This window comes from Streptomyces sp. NPDC090032 (genome assembly GCF_044748025.1).
Taxonomy (GTDB): domain Bacteria; phylum Actinomycetota; class Actinomycetes; order Streptomycetales; family Streptomycetaceae; genus Streptomyces.
Map to the genome: position 1 here is coordinate 163009 of NZ_JBIVFF010000013.1, position 20160 is coordinate 183168.

The 20160-nt window shown below is 68.3% G+C and carries 14 protein-coding genes; 9 read left to right on the forward strand and 5 right to left on the reverse strand.

All coding sequences use genetic code 11. The annotated features are described in order from the left end of the window. Positions 1-7: 7 nt before the first annotated feature. Genes ACIPWY_RS30120 through ACIPWY_RS30140 form a run of 5 tightly spaced genes read right to left on the reverse strand, consistent with a single transcriptional unit; the run spans position 8 to position 4804 of the window. Positions 8-925, reverse strand: a complete 918-nt coding sequence (locus ACIPWY_RS30120) for a hypothetical protein (RefSeq protein ID WP_401535819.1) — start codon at positions 923-925, stop codon at positions 8-10. Positions 926-955: 30 nt separating this feature from the next. Then, on the reverse strand, positions 956-1726 hold the full coding sequence (locus ACIPWY_RS30125) for a succinate dehydrogenase/fumarate reductase iron-sulfur subunit (RefSeq protein ID WP_362903676.1): 771 nt from the start codon (positions 1724-1726) through the stop codon (positions 956-958). Next, positions 1723-3651 carry a fumarate reductase/succinate dehydrogenase flavoprotein subunit gene (locus ACIPWY_RS30130; protein WP_383886827.1) on the reverse strand — a complete coding sequence of 643 codons (1929 nt, stop codon included), beginning with the start codon at positions 3649-3651 and terminating at the stop codon, positions 1723-1725. Before ACIPWY_RS30130 ends, ACIPWY_RS30125 begins: the two co-directional genes overlap by 4 nt. A 17-nt stretch (positions 3652-3668) precedes the next feature. Continuing rightward, the gene (locus ACIPWY_RS30135) at positions 3669-4496 is read right to left on the reverse strand and encodes a hypothetical protein (protein ID WP_362903679.1); all 828 of its coding nucleotides are present in this window, start codon (positions 4494-4496) and stop codon (positions 3669-3671) included. Positions 4497-4516: 20 nt separating this feature from the next. Further along, the gene (locus tag ACIPWY_RS30140; protein WP_362903681.1) at positions 4517-4804 is read right to left on the reverse strand and encodes a hypothetical protein; all 288 of its coding nucleotides are present in this window, start codon (positions 4802-4804) and stop codon (positions 4517-4519) included. A gap of 360 nt (positions 4805-5164) precedes the next feature. Between ACIPWY_RS30140 and ACIPWY_RS30145 the strand changes: the two genes are divergently transcribed. The 9 genes from ACIPWY_RS30145 to ACIPWY_RS30185 all read left to right on the forward strand — a co-directional run bounded on the left by ACIPWY_RS30145 (position 5165) and on the right by ACIPWY_RS30185 (position 20122). Beyond that, positions 5165-7513 (forward strand): ABC transporter family substrate-binding protein, encoded by a 2349-nt coding sequence (locus tag ACIPWY_RS30145; RefSeq protein ID WP_401535822.1) that lies wholly within the window; start codon positions 5165-5167, stop codon positions 7511-7513. 336 nt (positions 7514-7849) lie between these two features. Continuing rightward, positions 7850-9724, forward strand: a complete 1875-nt coding sequence (gene typA / locus ACIPWY_RS30150) for a translational GTPase TypA (RefSeq protein ID WP_362903685.1) — start codon at positions 7850-7852, stop codon at positions 9722-9724. Positions 9725-10634: 910 nt separating this feature from the next. Continuing rightward, entirely contained in the window at positions 10635-11666 is a 1032-nt protein-coding gene (locus tag ACIPWY_RS30155; RefSeq protein ID WP_362903687.1) for an ABC transporter permease, read from the forward strand. A gap of 104 nt (positions 11667-11770) precedes the next feature. Next, positions 11771-13567: an ABC transporter substrate-binding protein gene (locus ACIPWY_RS30160; protein ID WP_362903689.1), complete on the forward strand. Its 1797-nt coding sequence runs from the start codon at positions 11771-11773 to the stop codon at positions 13565-13567. A 109-nt stretch (positions 13568-13676) separates the two neighbouring features. Beyond that, positions 13677-14654 carry an ABC transporter permease gene (locus ACIPWY_RS30165; protein WP_362903691.1) on the forward strand — a complete coding sequence of 326 codons (978 nt, stop codon included), beginning with the start codon at positions 13677-13679 and terminating at the stop codon, positions 14652-14654. 10 nt (positions 14655-14664) lie between these two features. Beyond that, on the forward strand, positions 14665-15726 hold the full coding sequence (locus ACIPWY_RS30170; RefSeq protein WP_362903693.1) for an ABC transporter ATP-binding protein: 1062 nt from the start codon (positions 14665-14667) through the stop codon (positions 15724-15726). A gap of 27 nt (positions 15727-15753) precedes the next feature. Then, complete coding sequence (locus ACIPWY_RS30175) at positions 15754-16884, forward strand: ABC transporter ATP-binding protein (RefSeq protein WP_401535826.1); 1131 nt, start codon at positions 15754-15756, stop codon at positions 16882-16884. A 139-nt stretch (positions 16885-17023) separates the two neighbouring features. Next, positions 17024-18334, forward strand: a complete 1311-nt coding sequence (locus tag ACIPWY_RS30180; RefSeq protein WP_401535828.1) for a serine hydrolase domain-containing protein — start codon at positions 17024-17026, stop codon at positions 18332-18334. 153 nt (positions 18335-18487) lie between these two features. Then, complete coding sequence (locus ACIPWY_RS30185; RefSeq protein WP_362903699.1) at positions 18488-20122, forward strand: ABC transporter substrate-binding protein; 1635 nt, start codon at positions 18488-18490, stop codon at positions 20120-20122. Positions 20123-20160 lie beyond the last annotated feature (38 nt).

The following is a 20160-nucleotide window of genomic DNA, read 5'->3' on the forward strand; positions in this document are numbered from 1 at the left end:
GCACGGGTTACCTGATCAACGCGTGCAGCAGCGTGAACGTCTGGTTGTTGGCCATCGGGCGATGGCTCGACTCCCGGCTGTTCTTCCAGCTCATCGTCACCAGAGGCGTGTCCCCCTCGCCGACCGTCACCTTCGTGCCGGCGTACGCCTTCCCGGGCCCGGTCTCCTTGCGCAGCGCTTTCGCGGTTCGTTCGGCCGCATTCCTCGACGAAGTCAGCGCGCAGAGCTTCTCGGACGAGGTGCCGTCGCCGGCGAGGCGACCCCCGATCCCGGACAGCACGACCCCGCCGCCCTGCTTCCGCTTCCCGTAGAACGTCGCTTCGTACACGTCTCCCATGCACGCGCTGACTGCCGTGTACGCCTTGTCGTCGGCCGGCGTCCTGTCCGGGGCGGTGAGGGGGAGCTTCGGGGACTTGGACCGATGCGTGACGCGGACGGTGTCGGAGACGTCGACGGCGACGCTGCCCGACTTGCGCAGGCTGACGCCCCCGTCGCCCTCGGCGGCCGTGTATCCGTGCTTGGTCATCGCGCGCCGAACGGCCTCAGTGTCGAACTTCCCGGACAGGAGTGAAGAGCCGTCGCCCACCATCAGCGACGTGTCCACGTCCTTGTCGTCGAAGCCCCAACCGTCCTTCAACGAGCCGCCGGTGTAACCGAGTTGGGTGCGCTCCTGGATCCCGTAGCCGCTGAGGACCATGTACTGCTTGCGGTCCTTCGCGTACAGCTTCCGGGCCGTCGGCACGTCGATGTACGTGATGGTCTCGTCGCCCGCCGACGCGGGCAGTGTGCTCAGTGCCCGCGTCAGGCCTGAGCCCGCCGAGCCGCCAGAGTCGTCCACGCCGTCACCCGACGAGCAGCCCGTCGTCCCCGTCGCCAGCACCCCGGCGAGCACAAGCGTCCCGAGAACCCCCGCAGAATTCCGCATGCGCCGCAGTCTGGCACAGCGGCCGAGGGGTCACCCCTTGCGGCGCCGAATCCGGTCCCCCAGCCACACCACCGGGTCGTACTTGCGGTCAACTGCCCTTTCTTTCAAGGGAATCAGCGCGTTGTCCGTGATGTGGATGCCCTCCGGGCAGACCTCCGTGCAGCACTTCGTGATGTTGCAGTAGCCGAGGCCGTGGTCCTCCTGGGCCGAACGCTTGCGGTCGAGGCCGGAGTCCGACGCCGCGTCGAGGGGGTGCATGTCCAGCTCGGCGACCCGCATCAGGAAGCGCGGGCCGGCGAACGCCGCCTTGTTCTCCTCGTGGTCGCGCACCGCGTGGCACGTGTCCTGGCACAGGAAGCACTCGATGCACTTGCGGAACTCCTGTGAGCGGTCCACATCCTCCTGCTGCATGCGGTACTCGCCCGGCCCGACCCCGGCCGGCGGGACGAACGCCGGGATCTCGCGGGCCTTCGCGTAGTTGAAGCCGACGTCCGTGACGAGGTCACGGACCACCGGGAAGGCGCGCAGGGGCGTCACCGTGATGACGTCCTCGCGGTCGAAGACCGACATGCGGGTCATGCACATCAGGCGGGGCCTGCCGTTGATCTCCGCCGAGCACGAACCGCACTTGCCCGCCTTGCAGTTCCAGCGGACCGCGAGGTCGGAGGCCTGGGTCGCCTGGATCCTGTGGATGATGTCGAGGACGACCTCGCCGTCGTTCACCTCCACGGAGAAGTCCCTCAGGTCACCGCCCTCGGCGTCCCCGCGCCAGACCCTGAAACGCGCGTCGTACGAACTCACTCGTAGAGCTCCTCTTCGGCGAGGTACTTGACCAGCTCTTCCTTCTCGAAGAGGGCGAGCAGGTCCGGGCGGATGGGCTCGGTGGTGTCGTGCACGAGGTCGATCTGGCCCCGGACCGGGTCCGTGGCGGCGAGGCCGCCGGTCGGGTCGACGAGCCGGCACAGCAGGTTGGCGCGCCGCCAGCCGCGGTCCATCGTCGGGTGGTCCTCACGGGTGTGGCCGCCGCGCGACTCCGTGCGCTCCAGCGCGGCCCGCGCGATGCACTCGCTGACGAGCAGCATGTTGCGCAGGTCGAGCGCGAGGTGCCAGCCGGGGTTGAACTGGCGGTGCCCCTCCACCCCGGCCCGCCGCGCCCGCAGCCGCAGTCCGGCGAGCCGGTCGAGCGCCTCGGCCATCTCCTCCTCGCGCCGGATGATGCCGACCAGGTCGTTCATCGCCTGCTGAAGCTCCTGGTGGAGCGTGTACGGGTTCTCGGCGACGCCCCCGTCCGGCGGACCCTCCGCGGAGAACGGGCGCAGCGCCTCCGCCGCCGCCGTGTCGACCTGGTCCGCGTCGACGTCAGGGCGCTCGTCGAGCCCGGCCGCGTACTCGGCCGCGTGCAGTCCGGCCCGTCGGCCGAAGACGAGGAGGTCGGACAGCGAGTTGCCGCCGAGACGGTTCGAGCCGTGCATGCCGCCCGCCACCTCGCCGGCCGCGAACAGGCCCGGCACGCCGCGCGCCGCCGCCGTGTCCGAGTCGACGGCGATGCCGCCCATCACGTAGTGGCAGGTCGGGCCGACCTCCATGGGCTCGGCCGTGATGTCGACGTCGGCCAGCTCCTTGAACTGGTGGTACATCGACGGCAGCCGGCGCCGGATGCGCTCGGCCGGCATGCGCGTGGAGACGTCGAGGAAGACGCCGCCGTGCGGGGACCCGCGGCCCGCCTTCACCTCGGAGTTGATGGCGCGCGCCACCTCGTCGCGGGGCAGCAGCTCGGGCGGGCGCCGGTTGTGGTCCGGGTCGTCGTACCAGCGGTCGCCCTCGTCCTCCGACTCGGCGTACTTCTCCTTGAAGACGTCGGGGACGTAGTCGAACATGAACCGCTTGCCCTCGGAGTTGCGCAGGACCCCGCCGTCGCCGCGCACCGACTCCGTGACGAGGATGCCCTTCACCGACGGCGGCCAGACCATGCCCGTCGGGTGGAACTGGACGAACTCCATGTTCAGCAGCGGCGCCCCGGCGAGGAGCGCGAGCGCGTGGCCGTCGCCCGTGTACTCCCACGAGTTCGACGTCACCTTGAACGACTTGCCGATGCCGCCCGTGGCGAGCACCACGCTCGGCGCCTGGAGGACGAAGAAACGGCCGCTCTCACGCTCGTAGCAGAAGGCGCCGGAAACCCTCTCGCCCTCCTTGAGCACGCGGGTGACCGTGCACTCCTGGAAGACCTTGAGGCGTGCCTCGTAGTCGCCGAACTCCTTGAAGTCCTCCTGCTGGAGCGCCACGATCTTCTGCTGGAGCGTGCGGATCAGCTCAAGGCCCGTGCGGTCACCGACGTGCGCGAGGCGCGGGTACTCGTGCCCGCCGAAGTTGCGCTGCGAGATCCGGCCGTCCGCCGTCCGGTCGAACAGGGCGCCCCAGGTCTCCAACTCCCATACACGGTCGGGTGCTTCGCGCGCGTGCAGCTCGGCCATCCGCCACTGGTTGAGGAACTTGCCGCCGCGCAGCGTGTCACGGAAGTGGACCTGCCAGCTGTCGCCGGAGTTCACGTTCCCCATGGCCGCGGCGATGCCGCCCTCGGCCATCACGGTGTGCGCCTTGCCGAAGAGGGACTTGCAGATCACGGCCGTACGCGCGCCGCGCTCGCGCGCCTCGATCGCCGCGCGCAGGCCCGCACCGCCCGCCCCGACCACGACAACGTCCCACTGCTGCCGCTCCACTTGAGACATCAGAAGTGCCACCCCATCTAGAAGAAGCGCGGATCGTCGAAGGCGCCGGACGCCAGCAGGAACACGTAGAAGTCGGCGAGCGCGACGCTGATCAACGACGCCCAGGCGAGCAGCATGTGACGGTTGTTCAGCTTTCCGACCCACTGCCACATCCGGTAGCGCACCGGGTGCTTGGAGAAGTGCTTGAGCTTGCCGCCGACGATGTGCCGGCACGAGTGGCAGGACAGGGTGTACGCCCAGATCAGCGTGATGTTCAGCAGGAAGACGAGCGTGCCGAGACCCATGTGGCCCCACTCGTACCGCTCGTTGCGGAACGAGAGCACGGTGTCGTACGTGAGGATTCCCGCCACGAGGATCGCCGCGTAGAAGAAGTACCGGTGGATGTTCTGCAGGATCAGCGGGAAGCGGGTCTCGCCCGTGTACTTCTTGTGCGGCTCGGCGACCGCGCAGGCGGGCGGTGACGCCCAGAACCCGCGGTAGTAGGCCTTCCGGTAGTAGTAGCAGGTCAGCCGGAAGCCGAGTGGGAAGATCAGGATGAGCAGGGCGGGGGACAGGCCCCACCAGCCGCCGAATATCTCCCAGTTGGGGCCCGCGTGCATCGGCTTGCAGTTCTGCGCGATGCACGGGGAGTAGAACGGCGAGACGTACGGCGCGTGGTAGTAGTCCGCGTTCGCGAAGGCCCGCCAGGTCGAGTAGACGATGAAGGCGAGCAGTCCCGCGGCGGTACTGGCGGGCGCCAGCCACCAGCGGTCGGTGCGCAGGTGCCCGGACGCGATCGCGGCGCGCGTCCTGTCCCGGACGCCGTGCGCGCCCGCTTGGGGATGGGGTTCCGTGCCGGTGGCCAACGAAGCCTCCGCTCAGAGGGTCAGGGGGCGTGCCGGTCCCGGACGCCGAGTCCTTCGTCGTCCGAGTCGGTCCAGAGCGTGCTGTCGTACGGGGTGTCGGGGACGGGTACGAGCTCGGGCCGGCGCGGTGGCGGGGCGCCTGCCGCGGCCGCCCGCAGCAGGGCGACGCTCTCGCGCAGATGGTCGGCGTCGGTGCGTACGCGCCGTACGTCGAGGCCGCCGTCGAGCTGCCGCTCCAGGCGCCCCACGGTCCGGCACAGCTCGTCGAGGCAGCGCTCGGCTGCCGCCAAGTCGTCGTTCAGGGACATGACTTGCCCTCGCTTCCGCTGGTGCGGCGGAGATGCTCATGCGCCTGCGAGTGTCGCGCGTCACATCACGCCTTGTGAAGGGATCTGCGCGGATTCCTGAAGCGTGCGTCGGCGTGCGCCCCGTTTTTGCGCCTCCCGGGCGGGGCCGCGCGAGTGCGACAGGCCCCCACCCCGATCGGCGCCGCATTGGGCCGCACGAGTGGGGTTCCGGGCGGATATCGCCGTGTCGTCGCCACCCGTCGAGAGGCACCGCCTTCAGTGGGGCGATAGATGTGATCAGCTCCATATACCGCCAAACGTGATCAAACCCGGTCCAGTCCTGGTAAGCGGGCGGCCGGGCTAGCCCCGGAGGTACTCGTGATGTCCCATGACGGCGCCACATCGCGCCCCGCCAGGCGTCCCGCGCGGCGTCCCGTCCTGCGCTCGGCCGCGTTCCTCGTGTCGGGGGCACTCGCGGTGACGGCCCTGGCCGGCTGTGGCTCGGGCGATGACGACGACGAGTCCAGCAGCCCGGCCGCCGCCCAGGACATCGCGTCCACGGCCCGCGGCGACGTCGCCGACGGCGGCACCCTGCGCTGGGCGGTCGACGCCCTGCCGGGGACCCTCAACTCCTTCCAGGCCGACGCCGACGCGGGCACGACCCGCGTCTCCGGAGCCGTGCTTCCGTCGATGTTCCGGCTCGACAAGCAGGGCAGGGCGGTGCGCGACCCGGACTTCCTGGAGAAGGCCGAGGTCATCGAGACCGAGCCCAAGCAGGTCGTCCTGTACAAGCTCAACCAGCAGGCGGTGTGGAGCGACGGCCGCGAGATCGGCGCAGCGGACTTCGCCGCCCAGTGGCGCGCCCTGTCCGGCAAGGAATCCGCGTACTGGACGGCCCACAACGCGGGCTACGACCGCATCGAGAAGATCGAGCGCGGCAAGAACAACCTGGAGGTGCGGGTCACTTTCGCCAAGCCGTACGCGGACTGGCGCTCGCTGTTCTCGCCGCTGTATCCCAAGGACGTCATGGGGACCCCGGACGCCTTCAACGAGGGAGCCCGCCGCAAGCTCAAGGTCACCGCGGGTCCCTTCTCGATCAAGGACATCGACCAGGGCGCCAAGGACGTCACGCTGGTGCGCAACCCGCGCTGGTGGGGCCGTCAGGCCAAGCTGGACAAGATCGTCCTGCAGGTCGTGCCCCGCGAGAAGCGGGCCGACGCGCTCGTCGCGGGGAAGATCGACCTCGCCGCCGTCGACCCGCAGGACGCGTCCCGCATCACCCGCGCCGGCGGCGACAAGGACACCTCGGGCCCGCTCGCCCAGGGCCCCGACGCCGCGCGCACGCCTGCCGAGAACGAGGAGGCGGCCGGCCAGGGCGTCGAGGCCCGTAGGGCTGCCGAGAAGGACGAGCAGGGACAGACGGGCCTGGGCGGCTACGTCGTCCGCAAGTCCCTCGAACCCGCCTTCACGCAGCTGGCGCTGAACGGCTCCGAGGGCCCGCTGGCCGACGAGCGCGTGCGCCGCGCCGTGGCCCGCGCCATCGACCGCAAGAAGCTCGCCGAGGTCGTCCTCAAGCCGCTCGGCCTGCCCGCGCACACGGTCGGCAGCCATCTCGCCCTCGCGGGGCAGCAGGCGTACGCCGACAGCAGCGGCGCCCTCGGCAGCCAGGACACCGCGGAGGCCCGTGCGCTGCTCTCGGACGCGGGCTGGGTGCAGGGCGGTCCCCTGAAGAAGGAGACCGAGAAGACCAAGCCGAAGACGGCCGGCAGCAAGGCCGACGGCGAATCCGGCAGCGAAGGCAAGAAGGGCGCAGAGGACAAGAAGGGGGCCGTCTCCGAGGACTCCGACGACGGCACGTACATCGTCGGGGAGAGCGACCAGAAGCCGGGCGACGGGCAGACGTCGCTGTTCGCCCCCGAGCGCGCCGCCGCCATCCAGCACGCGGCGCTCCTGCACCAGGCCGACGCGCAGAAGCTGCGCGAGGTCGACAAGGAGAAGAAGCACGCCGAGCAGTACGCGAAGGAGGCCGCCGAGCGAGGCGGCGCCCCGGGCGCCTACGCCCCGAAGGGGACGCCCGCACCGGCCGGTGCCCCCGCCGGTCCGCTCGCCAAGGACGGCAAGCCGCTGACGCTGCGCTTCGTGCTCCCGTCGGGCCCCGGCTCGGACTCGCTGCACGCGGTCGCGGACCGGATCTCGCAGATGCTGGCGAAGATCGGCATCCGCACGGAGACGTCGAAGGTCACCGACGCCAGCTACTTCAAGGACCACATCGCGTCCGGGCAGTACGACATGGCGCTCTACTCGTGGCCCGCCTCGGCCTTCCCGGCCACCGACGCCCGCCCGATCTACGCCAAGCCGGTGCCGGCGGCGGACGGCTCGCTCACCGTCGAGCAGAACTACACCCGGGTCGGCACGGACCACATCGACCAGCTCTTCGACCAGGCGATCGGTGAGCTCGACGAGGGGGAGGAGCGCTCCCTGGTCAAGCAGGCCGACGCCCGTATCTGGGCCGCAGCAGGATCGATTCCTCTCTTCCAGCGCCCGGAACTGGTGGCCGCCCGCCGCACCGTCGCCAACGCGGGAGCCTTCGGCTTCCAGGAGCCCGAGTACGAGGACATCGGCTTCCTGAAGCCGGGTGCGCGGCCGGGTGCCGAGCCGAACGTCTCCGGCTCGGCGAGCGGGTCGGTGGAGTCGCCCGCGAGCCAGTCCGCGAGCCTGTCCGAGAAGTGACGCACATCGCACCCTGAGTGCCCGGAAGAGACTCCGAGAGTCCCTGGGTGATCTTCCGGAAGATCACCCAGCTCAGATCTGGCTCAAGTCCCTTGCCCGCCGGCCGTCCGGCGGGCAAGGTTCGTTTCACCACTGACCTGCGGTTTCTCCGGGGCGTCCCCCACGCTTCTCCGCGGCGTTCACTCACTGTGCATCCCTGACCCCAGAGCCCCAGAAGGCCTGCCCGGCCGAAGCCACGTACGATGGGGTGAGGCCGTGGCGTGTCCAGCCCGGCAGGGCGCGTGTACGAAGAGACGTACGCGCAGCCGTCCACTCACTCCGGGAGTACGCCGCAATATGGCCACGCGCCACGACATCCGTAACGTCGCCATCGTCGCCCACGTCGACCACGGCAAGACCACGCTGGTCGACGCCATGCTCAAGCAGGCCGGCGCCTTCGCGGCGCACGCCGCCGAGTCGCTCGACGACCGCATGATGGACTCGAACGACCTGGAGCGTGAGAAGGGCATCACGATCCTGGCCAAGAACACGGCGGTCAAGTACCACCCGAAGGATGGCGGCGAGGCCATCACGATCAACATCATCGACACCCCCGGCCACGCCGACTTCGGTGGTGAGGTCGAGCGCGGCCTGTCGATGGTGGACGCGGTCGTGCTGCTCGTCGACGCCTCCGAGGGCCCGCTGCCGCAGACCCGCTTCGTGCTGCGCAAGGCCCTCGCGGCCAAGATGCCGGTCATCCTGTGCATCAACAAGACGGACCGTGCCGACTCCCGGATCGCCGAGGTCGTCGACGAGACGTACGACCTGTTCCTGGACCTGGACGCGGACGAGGACCAGATCGAGTTCCCGATCGTCTACGCCTGCGCCCGTGACGGCGTCGCCTCGCTGACCAAGCCCGAGGACGGCACCGTCCCGCAGGACAGCGAGAACCTCGAGCCGTTCTTCAACACGATCCTGGCGCACGTGCCGGCCCCGGAGTTCGACGAGGCCGCCCCCCTTCAGGCGCACGTCACCAACCTGGACGCCGACAACTTCCTCGGCCGTATCGCGCTGTGCCGCGTCGAGCAGGGCGAGCTGCGCAAGGGCCAGACCGTCACGTGGATCAAGCGCGACGGCACGATGTCCAACGTCCGCATCACCGAGCTCCTGATGACCGAGGCGCTCACCCGCAAGCCGGCCGAGAAGGCGGGCCCGGGTGACATCTGCGCCATCGCCGGTATCCCGGACATCATGATCGGCGAGACCCTGGCCGACACCGAGAACCCGATCGCGCTGCCGCTCATCACGGTCGACGAGCCGGCGATCTCGATGACCATCGGCGCGAACACCTCGCCGCTGGTCGGCAAGGGCGGCAAGGGCCACAAGGTCACGGCCCGCCAGATCAAGGACCGCCTCGACCGCGAGCTGATCGGTAACGTCTCGCTCCGCGTCCTCGACACCGAGCGCCCCGACGCCTGGGAGGTCCAGGGCCGCGGTGAGCTCGCGCTCGCCATCCTGGTCGAGCAGATGCGCCGCGAGGGCTTCGAGCTGACCGTCGGCAAGCCCGAGGTCGTCACCAAGCAGATCGACGGCAAGACGCACGAGCCGATCGAGCGCATGACGATCGACTCGCCCGAGGAGCACCTCGGCGCCATCACGCAGCTCATGGCGACCCGCAAGGGCCGTATGGAGACCATGACGAACCACGGTTCGGGCTGGGTCCGTATGGAGTGGATCGTCCCGTCCCGTGGCCTCATCGGCTTCCGTACGGAGTTCCTCACGCAGACCCGCGGCACCGGTATCGCGCACTCCATCTTCGAGGGCCACGAGCCGTGGTTCGGCGACCTGCGCACCCGTCACAACGGCTCGCTGGTCGCGGACCGCTCGGGCACGGTGACGCCGTTCGCGATGGTCAACCTCCAGGAGCGCGGTGTCATCTTCACCGAGGCCGGCACCGAGGTCTACGAGGGCATGATCATCGGCGAGAACTCGCGCGCCGACGACATGGACGTGAACATCACCAAGGAGAAGAAGCTCACCAACATGCGTGCGGCTTCCGCGGACACCACGGAGAACGTGGTGCCCGCCCGCAAGCTCTCGCTCGAGCAGTCCCTGGAGTTCTGCCGCGACGACGAGTGCATCGAGGTGACCCCGGAGACGGTCCGTATCCGCAAGGTCGTCCTCGACCAGAAGCAGCGTGGCCGCAGCGCCTCGCGCGCCAAGCACAGCTGATCCGTCGACAGCTGGGCCCGGGTCCCCTTCGGGGGGCCCGGGCCTTTGTCGTATGTCCTGCCGCCGTGGTGCCGTGCAGGAGTTTTTGCAGGATCATCGCCCGCACCAGGTGGTACTTCACTACCCTCGTGGCATCCTGGACGCGTTCGCGCGCGATCCACGCGCGTTGATCCGCCCGATGCGAGTCTTCCCACAGCCCTGCGCAAGGGTTCGTGATGTGCAACTCGTTTTCCAGAGGCGGTTGTCCGGAATCCGGAGTCCACTGACCGATAGATGTGTAACGAGTCCGTTTCGCAGGGATCTATCTAGGATCAGTTTGTCCGGATATTGGGCTAAGTACGCATCAGGTGTGATCGAACCGAGACCAAAACACTGTGGTCGGTCCGATTCTGATGCCAGATAGTTGAGCGCGTAGAGCTCGGGTCAATGGGTCACGCACTGTGGGGAGTGCCGACTCGCGAGCACACTGAGGCACTTTCAATCCTCGCCGTCAGGGGTGTCGGTCAGGTGGCATGTGCCTCCACTTGTAGTGAACAAAAGTGGACTCATGAGGAGGAACCCATGCGAGGTGCCACAAGCGCCATATGGGTCGCGTCGTCCCCGATGGCAGGTACAGGACTCGCGGGCAGTAGCCCATTGGCCGGCGCGCTCAAGCGCCGCGACAGTCTCTGACGGCACGGCCTGCCCGGTCGGGTCAGGTTCCCCCGGGGTGAGTTCACCCCAGTCGTAGCTCAACCGCGCGCATCCGGCCTTGGGTTGCCGTGTACCGCCCGTAGGTCGTCGTACCCCCTGGTGGCAATCCAGCTGGAGTGGCGTACGCCGTGCGACGGCCGTCGGTCCGGTGCTCCGTCCCACAGGGAGGAGCCCGCCGTGTGCCGACGACCTCCAACACCTGTGAAATGGACGAATCATGACGAGTCCAATCGAGATTGAGGGCGCCGAGACCTCTTCCGCCTTGGACAAGGACAGCGCGCCGCAGGCTGACGCGAAGGAGCCCAAGAAGCTGGAGGGGCGCAGCCCCGGACAGCTGATGTGGCGTCGCTTCAAACGGGACAAGACGGGCGTCGTCTCCGCCTTCATCGTCCTGTTCTTCTTCCTGATAGCCGCGCTCGCGCCGGTCATCTCGAAGCTGTACGGCAAGGACCCGTACACCTTCTACGGCCAGGACGACCCCACGCTCCTCAACGAGTTCAACCTGCCGGCCGGTCCCAACGGCGGTATGTCGCCCGAGCATTGGTTCGGCATCGACCCGAACTACGGCCGCGACGTGTTCTCGTACCTGCTCTACGGCATGCGTACGTCGCTCTACACGGCGCTGCTCGCCACGATCGGCATCGTCATCGTGGGTGTCCTCATCGGTCTCGTCTCGGGGTACTTCGGCGGCAAGATCGACTACTGGCTCGGGCGTCTGACCGACTTCATGCTCGCCCTGCCCAGCCAGCTGTTCATGGTCGCGGTGATGCCCGTCGTGGTCACGGTGTTCGTGGCGCCCGACGAGGAGACCCCGGTCTACATCCGCTTCCTCGCCATCCTCGGCGTGATGTGGCTCCTCACCTGGATGAGCCTGTCCCGCCTGGTGCGCGCCGTCACGCTCTCCCTGCGTGAGCGCGAGTTCGTGGAGGCGGCGAAGGTCGCGGGCGCCTCGCCCTGGCGGATCATCCGCAAGGAGCTGCTGCCCAACCTGATCACGCCGATCATCGTGCAGGGCACGTACCTGCTCCCCAGCACCATCCTCTCGGTCGCGTTCCTGTCCTTCGTCGGTGTCGGGTATCAGGACCCGACCCCCGACTGGGGCCTGATGTTCGCCACGGGTGCGGGCATCTACGAGCAGGACCCGACCTACATGTTCTTCCCGGGTGTCGCCATGGTCGTCTTCTTCGTGGCGTTCAACCTCCTCGGGGACTCCGTCCGGGATGCGTTCGATCCCAAGACGGGCCGCTGAACCCAGCCCATCCGAGGGGGAGCTGCCACCCGGGCGCCGGCCCACACCGGATGCGCCAGGCAGCACCAAAGGATCACTACTCACAGGCAGGTGGATCTAACTCCATGAGCATCCTTCGTTCGCGCACGGCGCAGGCAACGGTCGTCGCGGTGACCGCCGGCGCGCTGGCACTGACCGGCTGCAGCAGCGGCAGCAAGAGCTCCGACAAGCCCGCGGGCAAGTCCCAGAAGGACGCCCTCGCGCAGGCCAAGCCGGTCATCATGGGCACCGCCCAGCAGTCCGTCGGCCCCGCCAAGGAGGTCGCGGGTGCCCGTAAGGGCGGCACGGTCCAGGTCTACCAGGAGACGGACTTCTCCCACCTGGACCCGGGTCAGATCTACGTCTCCGACGGCGGTCTCCTCTCCAAGCTCCTCTACCGTGGCCTGACCACGTACGTCGAGGACGACAAGGGCAACTCGACGGTCGTCGGCGACCTCGCCACCGACGCGGGCAAGTCCTCGGACGGCGGCAAGACCTGGACCTACACGCTGAAGGACGGCGTGAAGGACCAGAACGGCAACGTCATCACGTCGGGCGACATCCGCCACACGTTCGAGCGCCTGTACGCCTCCTTCGAGACGGACGGCCCGACCTACGTCCAGCAGTGGCTGTCCGGCACGGGCACCGCGTACCGCAAGGCGTACGCCGGTCCGTACAAGGGCAAGCACCTGCCGGACTCGGTCATCGCGACGCCGGACGACAAGACGATCGTCTTCCACTTCCTGAAGCCGCAGACGGACACTCCGCAGGCGATGGCGATGGCCGCCTACTCGGTCGTTCCCGAGAAGACGGACACCAAGGAGAAGTACGACCAGGCGCCCGTCGCGACCGGTCCGTACAAGATCTCGGACTACAAGTCCGGCAAGAGCATGAAGCTGGTCCGCAACACCAACTGGGACCCGAAGACGGACCCGATGCGTCACCAGTACGTCGATGGCTTCAACATCGACTACAACCAGGACAAGGCCACGCAGACCAAGACGATCCTGGCCGACCGTGCCGAGGCCAAGAACGCCATCATGTTCACCGGCCAGATCGACGCCACCCAGCTGCAGAAGATCACCACCGACAAGGCGGTCATGAAGCGCACGGTGCAGGGCTACGCCCCGTACGTGTGGCAGCTGAACTTCAACATGGACCGCGTGAAGGACAAGCGCATCCGTGACGCCATCGCCCTGGCGATGCCGGCCACCGCGGCCGGCCGCGCCGACGGCGGTGCCTACGGCGGCGAGCCCGCGACCAGCCTGATGTCGCCCACCACGCCGGGCTACGACAAGACCTTCGACCCGTTCAACCGGACCAAGAAGCCGAACGGTGACATCGCCGCGGCGAAGAAGCTGATCGACGAGGCCGGCGCCAAGGGCAAGAAGCTCGTCTACGCGTACGCCAACACCCCGGTGCGTACCACCCAGGCGAACCTCATCATCAACAACCTGAAGCGCATCGGCCTCGACATCCAGAAGAAGGAAGTCGACGCCGCGACCTGGTACGAGCAGATGGGCAAGGTCAAGAACGGCTTTGACCTCTACATGACCGGCTGGGGTCAGGACTGGGCGTCCGGCAACACCGTCTTCCCGCCGTCCTTCGACGGTGCGCAGATCCAGGACGGCGCGTCGAACTACTCGCACACGAACGACAAGCACGTGAACGACGAGATCGCGCGCATCCAGAAGATCTCGGACACGGCCGAGGCGGCCAAGGAGTGGGAGAAGCTCTCCCAGTACATCACCACCAAGATCAACCCGGCTGCCCCGATCTACTACACCAAGGTGTTCCAGATCGCCGGCTCCAACGTCGGTGGCCTGCGGTACTCGACGGTGACGAGCTACACCGACCCGACCGCGGTCTACCTCAAGAAGTAGTCAGTTCAAGGCAGTTCCCGGGGATGAGGGCGCGGCGGTGCCCTCATCCCCGGGTCGCCGGCTCCCTCCTGGCCTCCCACCGCCGCCGTCCTGAGAGCAGCTCATTGCCATGCTTCGATTTCTCATACGCCGGACGCTCGGCGCAGCACTCATCCTTCTGCTGATCAGCGCCTTCACGTACTTCATGTACTTCGCCATCCCACAGGACCCGGCGACGCTCGCATGTGGCAAGAACTGCACTCCGGATGCGCTGGCGCTCATTCACAAGAACCTCGGCCTCGACAAGCCGGTCCCCGTGCAGTACTGGGACTACCTCACCGGCATCTTCGCCGGACGTGACTTCGCGGTGGGCCACTGCCCCGCACCCTGTTTCGGCATCTCGTTCCGGAACAACCAGATGGTGTGGGACACGATGATGGACCGTCTCCCGCTGACGGTGTCCCTCACCTTCGGTTCCCTCATCGTCTTCCTGTTCGCCGGTCTCGGCGCCGGCCTGCTGGCCGCCCGCTTCCGCGGCACCTGGCTCGACAAGACCTTCAGCGGCGCCTCGCTGGTCACCAGCTCGTTCCAGATCTACTTCATCGGCCCGGTCGTCATGGGTCTCCTGGTCTTCAGCACGGGCTGGCTGGACAAGCCCAAGTACGTGCCGCCCAGTGAGGATCCGTGGGGCTGGTTCATGGGTCTGCTGATCCCCTGGATCGTCATGGCGACCATCTTCACGGCCAACTACACACGTATGGCCCGCTCGTCGATGATCGAGCAGTTGCAGGAAGAGCACGTCCGCGCTGCCAAGGCCAAGGGCATGAGCAGCCGTTACGCCTTCTTCCGCTACGCCTGGCGCGGCTCGCTCATCCCGATCATCACCATCCTGGGCATGGACATCGGCGGTCTGCTCAGCGGTGGCATGGTCACCGAGCTGACCTTCGGCCTCGCCGGCATCGGCCGCCTCGCCCGCGACTCCGTCATCGGCAAGGATCTCCCCGTCCTCATGGGCGTCATGATCCTCAGCGCCGCTTTCATCATCGTCTGCAACATCGTCGTGGACGCTCTGTACGCCGTCGTCGACCCGCGCGTGCGTCTGTCCTAGGAGAACGACCGTGACCACACTCACCAAGACCGAGGACGCCCCGGCTCCCACCGGCGGCGACGCGTTCCTCTCGGTACGCGACCTGAAGGTGCAGTTCTCCACCGAGGACGGCATCGTCAAGGCTGTGGACGGGCTCTCCTTCGACATCGAGCGCGGCAAGACGCTCGGCATCGTCGGCGAGTCGGGCTCCGGCAAGTCGGTGACGAACCTGACCGTGCTCGGCCTGCACAACCGCAAGAGCACCCACGTCGAGGGCGAGATCCTCCTCGAGGGCAAGGAACTGATCACCGCCACCGAGCCCGAGCTCGAGAAGCTCCGCGGCAACAAGATGGCGATGATCTTCCAGGACTCGCTGACCGCGCTGTCGCCGTACTACACGGTGGGCCGGCAGATCTCGGAGCCGTTCCGCAAGCACACCGGGGCCAGCAAGAAAGAGGCCCGGGACCGGGCCATCCAGATGCTGGAGAAGGTGGGCATCCCCCACCCCAAGCAGCGGGTGGACGACTACCCGCACCAGTTCTCCGGCGGTATGCGTCAGCGCGCCATGATCGCCATGTCCCTGGTCTGCAACCCCGACCTGCTGATCGCCGACGAGCCGACCACCGCGCTCGACGTGACCGTCCAGGCGCAGATCCTCGACCTGCTCAAGGACCTCCAGCAGGAGTTCGGCTCCGCGATCATCATGATCACCCACGACCTCGGTGTCGTGGCGAACATGGCCGACGACCTGCTCGTGATGTACGCGGGCCGGGCCGTCGAGCGCGGCTCCGTGCGCGAGGTGCTCAAGTCGCCCGAACACCCCTACACCTGGGGGCTGCTCGGCTCCATGCCGCGCCTCAACTCGGACGTCGACGAGCCGCTGCTGCCGATCCCCGGCTCGCCGCCGTCGCTGCTGAACCCGCCGAGCGGCTGCCCCTTCCACCCGCGGTGTGCGTTCACCGACAAGGTCGAAGGCGGCAAGTGCAAGGGCGACAGGCCCTCGCTGCCGGCCGGCCGCGGCTCTGCCTGCCACCTGACGGCGGATCAGAAGCAGCAGGTGTTCATCGAGACGATTCAGCCCCGGCTGGGCTGAGCTGAAACCGGCGACTGGGGCATGACCATGAGCGAGAACAACCAGACCATCACGGCGGTCGCGGAAGCGATCCCGCAGCAGCGGGACGCGGACAGCGCACCCCTCCTCCAGGTCCACGACCTGAAGAAGCACTTCCCGATCAAGGGCGGCTTCCCGATCCGGCGGACCATCGGCGCCGTCAAGGCCGTCGACGGTGTCTCCTTCGACGTCTTCCGGGGCGAGGCCCTCGGCTTGGTCGGCGAGTCCGGCTGCGGCAAGTCGACGACGGGCCGTCTGCTGACCCGCCTGTATGAGCCGACCCACGGCACGATCACGTACAACGGCCAGGACATCAGCACCGCCAACCGCAAGCAGCTGGCGCCCATCAGGTCCGAGATCCAGATGATCTTCCAGGACCCGTACGCGTCGCTGAACCCGCGGCAGACGGTCGGCTCGATCATCTCCGGGCCGATGGAGATCAACGGCATCAACCCGCCCGGCGGCCGCGAGGCACGGGTGCGGGAGCTGCTGGAGATCGTCGGCCTGAACCCGGAGCACTACAACCGCTTCCCGCACGAGTTCTCGGGCGGCCAGCGGCAGCGCATCGGCGTGGCCAGGGCCGTGGCCCTGGAGCCGAAGCTGATCGTCGCGGACGAGCCGGTCTCCGCGCTCGACGTGTCGATCCAGGCCCAGGTCGTCAACCTGCTGCAGAAGGTGCAGCGGGAGATGGGCATCGCGTTCGTCTTCATCGCCCACGACCTGGCCATCGTGCGGCACTTCTCGCAGCGCGTCGCGGTGATGTACCTGGGCAAGATCGTGGAGATCGCCGACCGCGACTCGCTCTACAACCGCCCCCGTCACCCGTACACGCACGCGCTGATGTCGGCCGTGCCGGACGCGGACATCGACGCGGTGAAGAAGGAGCGGATCCGCCTGGAGGGCGACGTCCCCTCGCCGATCTCGCCGCCGTCCGGCTGCCGCTTCCGCACCCGGTGCTGGAAGGCGCAGGACAAGTGCGCCACGGAGGAGCCGCCGCTCGTCCAGATCTCCGGCAGCCGCGAGGGCCACCTCACGGCCTGTCACTTCCCGGAGGACCCGACGACGGAGGACCGCGGCGAGGACATCGTCCTCGACCCGGCCCTCGCGGCCCTCGAGGACGGGTCCGGCCAGGACGCCTGACCGTTCCCGAACCGACCGACACGGCCCGCCACCGGTGACGCACCGGTGACGGGCCGTCGGCGTTTCCGGGCGGGGGGCCGTGACGGTCCCGAAGTGGGCGATGATCCAGGAACGAACGGGTGAGGGAGAGGGGCCGCACATGCTGGACGACCTCGGGGCGCGGTGTGCGCGGGCGATGGCGGAGCACGGGAGTCCGTCCGTCTCGGTCGCCGTGGCCGCGCGGGGCGAGGTGATCCTCGCCGAGGCGTACGGGCTCGCCGACACCGGCGCGCGGATCCCCGCCACCACCCACACCCCGTACGCCCTCGCCTCCGTCACGAAGCCGGTCACGGCCGCGGCGGTCTGCGTCGCCGCCGACGAGGGGCTGCTCGACCTGGACGCACCGGGACCGCTCGGCGCGACCCCGCGCCAGCTCCTGCGGCACCGGGGCGGGATCGGCGCGCACTACGACTTCCACTACGGCGAGCAGGGCGAGCCGGCCGTCGACCCGGAGCCGTACACCCGGCTGAGCCGCGCGCCCGGCTCCGGCTTCGAGTACGCGAACCTCGGTTACCGGCTCCTCGGCCGGCTCCAGGAGGACGCCACCGGGCAGGACCTCGCCACGTACGCCCACGAGCGGGTCCTCGGACCCCTCGGGCTCGACGGGTTCCGCATCGCCACGGCCTGTCCGGGCGCCGCGACCCGCTACACCTCCGACGGGCGTCCTTATCCCGGGGGCCTGCGCACCAGCCATCCCGGCGCCTCGCTCGGCTGGGCGACGGCCCCTCAGCTCGCCCTCTTCGCGCAGACCTGGCCGCGGCTCCTGAAGCCAGAGACGGCCGCCGCGGTCCTCGACGCCGTGCCGATCGGGGAGCATCTCGGGTACGGCCTCGGCTGGTGCGTCTCGCGCGGCGAGGGGCCGCTCCTGGTGAGCCACGGCGGCGGCATGGGCGGGGTGGCGGCGATGGCGGTGTCCGCGCCGGAACTGGGCCTGTCGGTGGCGGTCCTGACCAACACGACGGTGAAGGCGGCCCGCGACGCGGTCCTCGCCCACGTCCTGGGCGAGCTGGTGCCCGGGTTCAGGCCCGAGCTGATCTCACCGGTGTTCTCGGTGCCCGCGCGCCCACTGAGCCTCGCGGAGGGGGAGTGGGCGGGGCACGTCCTGGCGCCGGAGGGCGAGGTGCCCCTGCGTCTGCGGATCCTGCCGGGCAGCCGGGCCGAGCTGACCACCGGCGACGAGAGCGCCGTCGCCCCCGTCGAAGCCACGGACACCCTCGCCCTGCGAGGCTCCTTCCCCGTGCAGCTCCCGACGGCCGACGCCAGGGTCGGCAGCCCGGTGCTCGGCATCGAACTCGGCCTGGCGGAAGGGGCGTTGACCGGCCGCGCGCTCGCGTACAAGAACGGCGACACGGAGGGCTTCCTCGGAAACCTGCTGAGCCATCCCTGTGCGCTGAAGAGCTTGCCGCGGTAGTCGTTGCCGGGGTGGAGGCGGAGACGATCGCGCACACACGGATCACCCCCGCCCCGAACGGACGGCCTGAAAGTGCGTCATATCCCTCTCGGAGTGATATTTGGGCCTAAGTGCCGTAAGGCATGGATCCAGAGCACTCGGAGGAGGCACCCCATGCGTGGAGCCACGCACGCCAAGTGGGCCGTATGCGCGGTGACCGTCGCTCTCGCGGCGACGGCCTGTGGTGGTGGGGGCGACGGCGGTGGCAGTGGCGGCGACGGCTCGGGGATCGTCCGTTCGTCCTGGGGTGACCCGCAGAACCCGCTGGAGCCCGCGAACACGAACGAGGTCCAGGGCGGCAAGGTCATGGACATGCTCTTCCGTGGTCTGAAGCGCTACAACTCGAAGACGGGCGCCGCCGAGGACATGCTCGCGGACAAGATCGAGACGACGGACTCGGTCAACTTCAAGATCACGGTCAAGGACGGCTGGACGTTCTCCAACGGCGAGAAGGTCACCGCGCAGTCCTTCGTGAACGCCTGGAACTACGGCGCGGACCTGAAGAACAACCAGAAGAACGCCTACTTCTTCGGCCAGATCGACGGTTACGACAAGGTCCACCCCGACTCCGGCACCCCGAGCGCCACCAGTCTGTCCGGGCTCAAGGTCACCGGCCCCCTGACCTTCTCGGTCAAGCTCAACCAGAAGTTCTCGCTCTGGCCCGACACTCTCGGCTACGCGGCCTTCGCCCCGCTCCCCAAGGCCTTCTTCGACAGCCACGACGCATGGGTCAGCAAGCCGATCGGCAACGGCCCGTACACGATCGACAGCTACACCAAGGGCGCCCAGATGTCCCTGCGCAAGTGGGACGCCTACCCCGGCACCGACAAGGCGCAGAACGGCGGCGTGGACCTGAAGGTCTACACGGACAACAACACGGCGTACACCGACCTGACGGCCGGCAACCTCGACCTCGTCGACGACGTCCCGGCCTCGCAGCTGAAGAACGTCAAGGCCGACCTCGCCGGCCGGTACATCAACACCCCGGCCGGCATCATCCAGACGCTCGCTTTCCCGTTCTACGACCCCGCGTGGAACAAGGCGGACAGCGACAAGGTCCGCAAGGGCCTGTCGATGGCGATCAACCGCAAGCAGATCACCGAGACGATCTTCCAGAAGACCCGCACCCCGGCCACGGACTGGACCTCGCCCGTCCTCGGCAAGGACGGCGGCTTCCAGGACGGCCTGTGCGGCGACGGCTGCGACTACAACCCCACCGAGGCCAAGAAGCTGGTCCAGGAGGGCGGCGGCATCCCCGGCGGCCAGGTGAAGATCGGCTACAACGCCGACACCGGCAGCCACAAGGAGTGGGTCGACGCCGTCTGCAACAGCATCAACAACGCCCTGGGCAACGACAAGGCCTGCGTCGGCCTGCCCACCGGCACCTTCGCCGACTTCCGCAACAAGATCACGCAGAAGAAGATGTCGGGCCCGTTCCGCGCCGGCTGGCAGATGGACTACCCGCTCATCCAGAACTTCCTGCAGCCGCTGTACTACACCAACGCCTCGTCCAACGACGGCAAGTGGTCCAACAAGGAGTTCGACAAGCTCGTCAATCAGGCCAACGCAGAGTCCGACCGCGCCAAGGCCGTCAAGATCTTCCAGCAGGCCGAGGGCGTCGTCAGGGACAACATGGCGGCCATCCCGCTCTGGTACCAGAACGGCAGCGCCGGCTACTCGGATCAGGTCTCCAACGTCGCCCTCAACCCGTTCAGCGTTCCGGTCTACAACGAGATCAAGGTCAACTGACGCCCGGGGAGCGGCGGTCCGGGGCCTGAAGGGCGGCC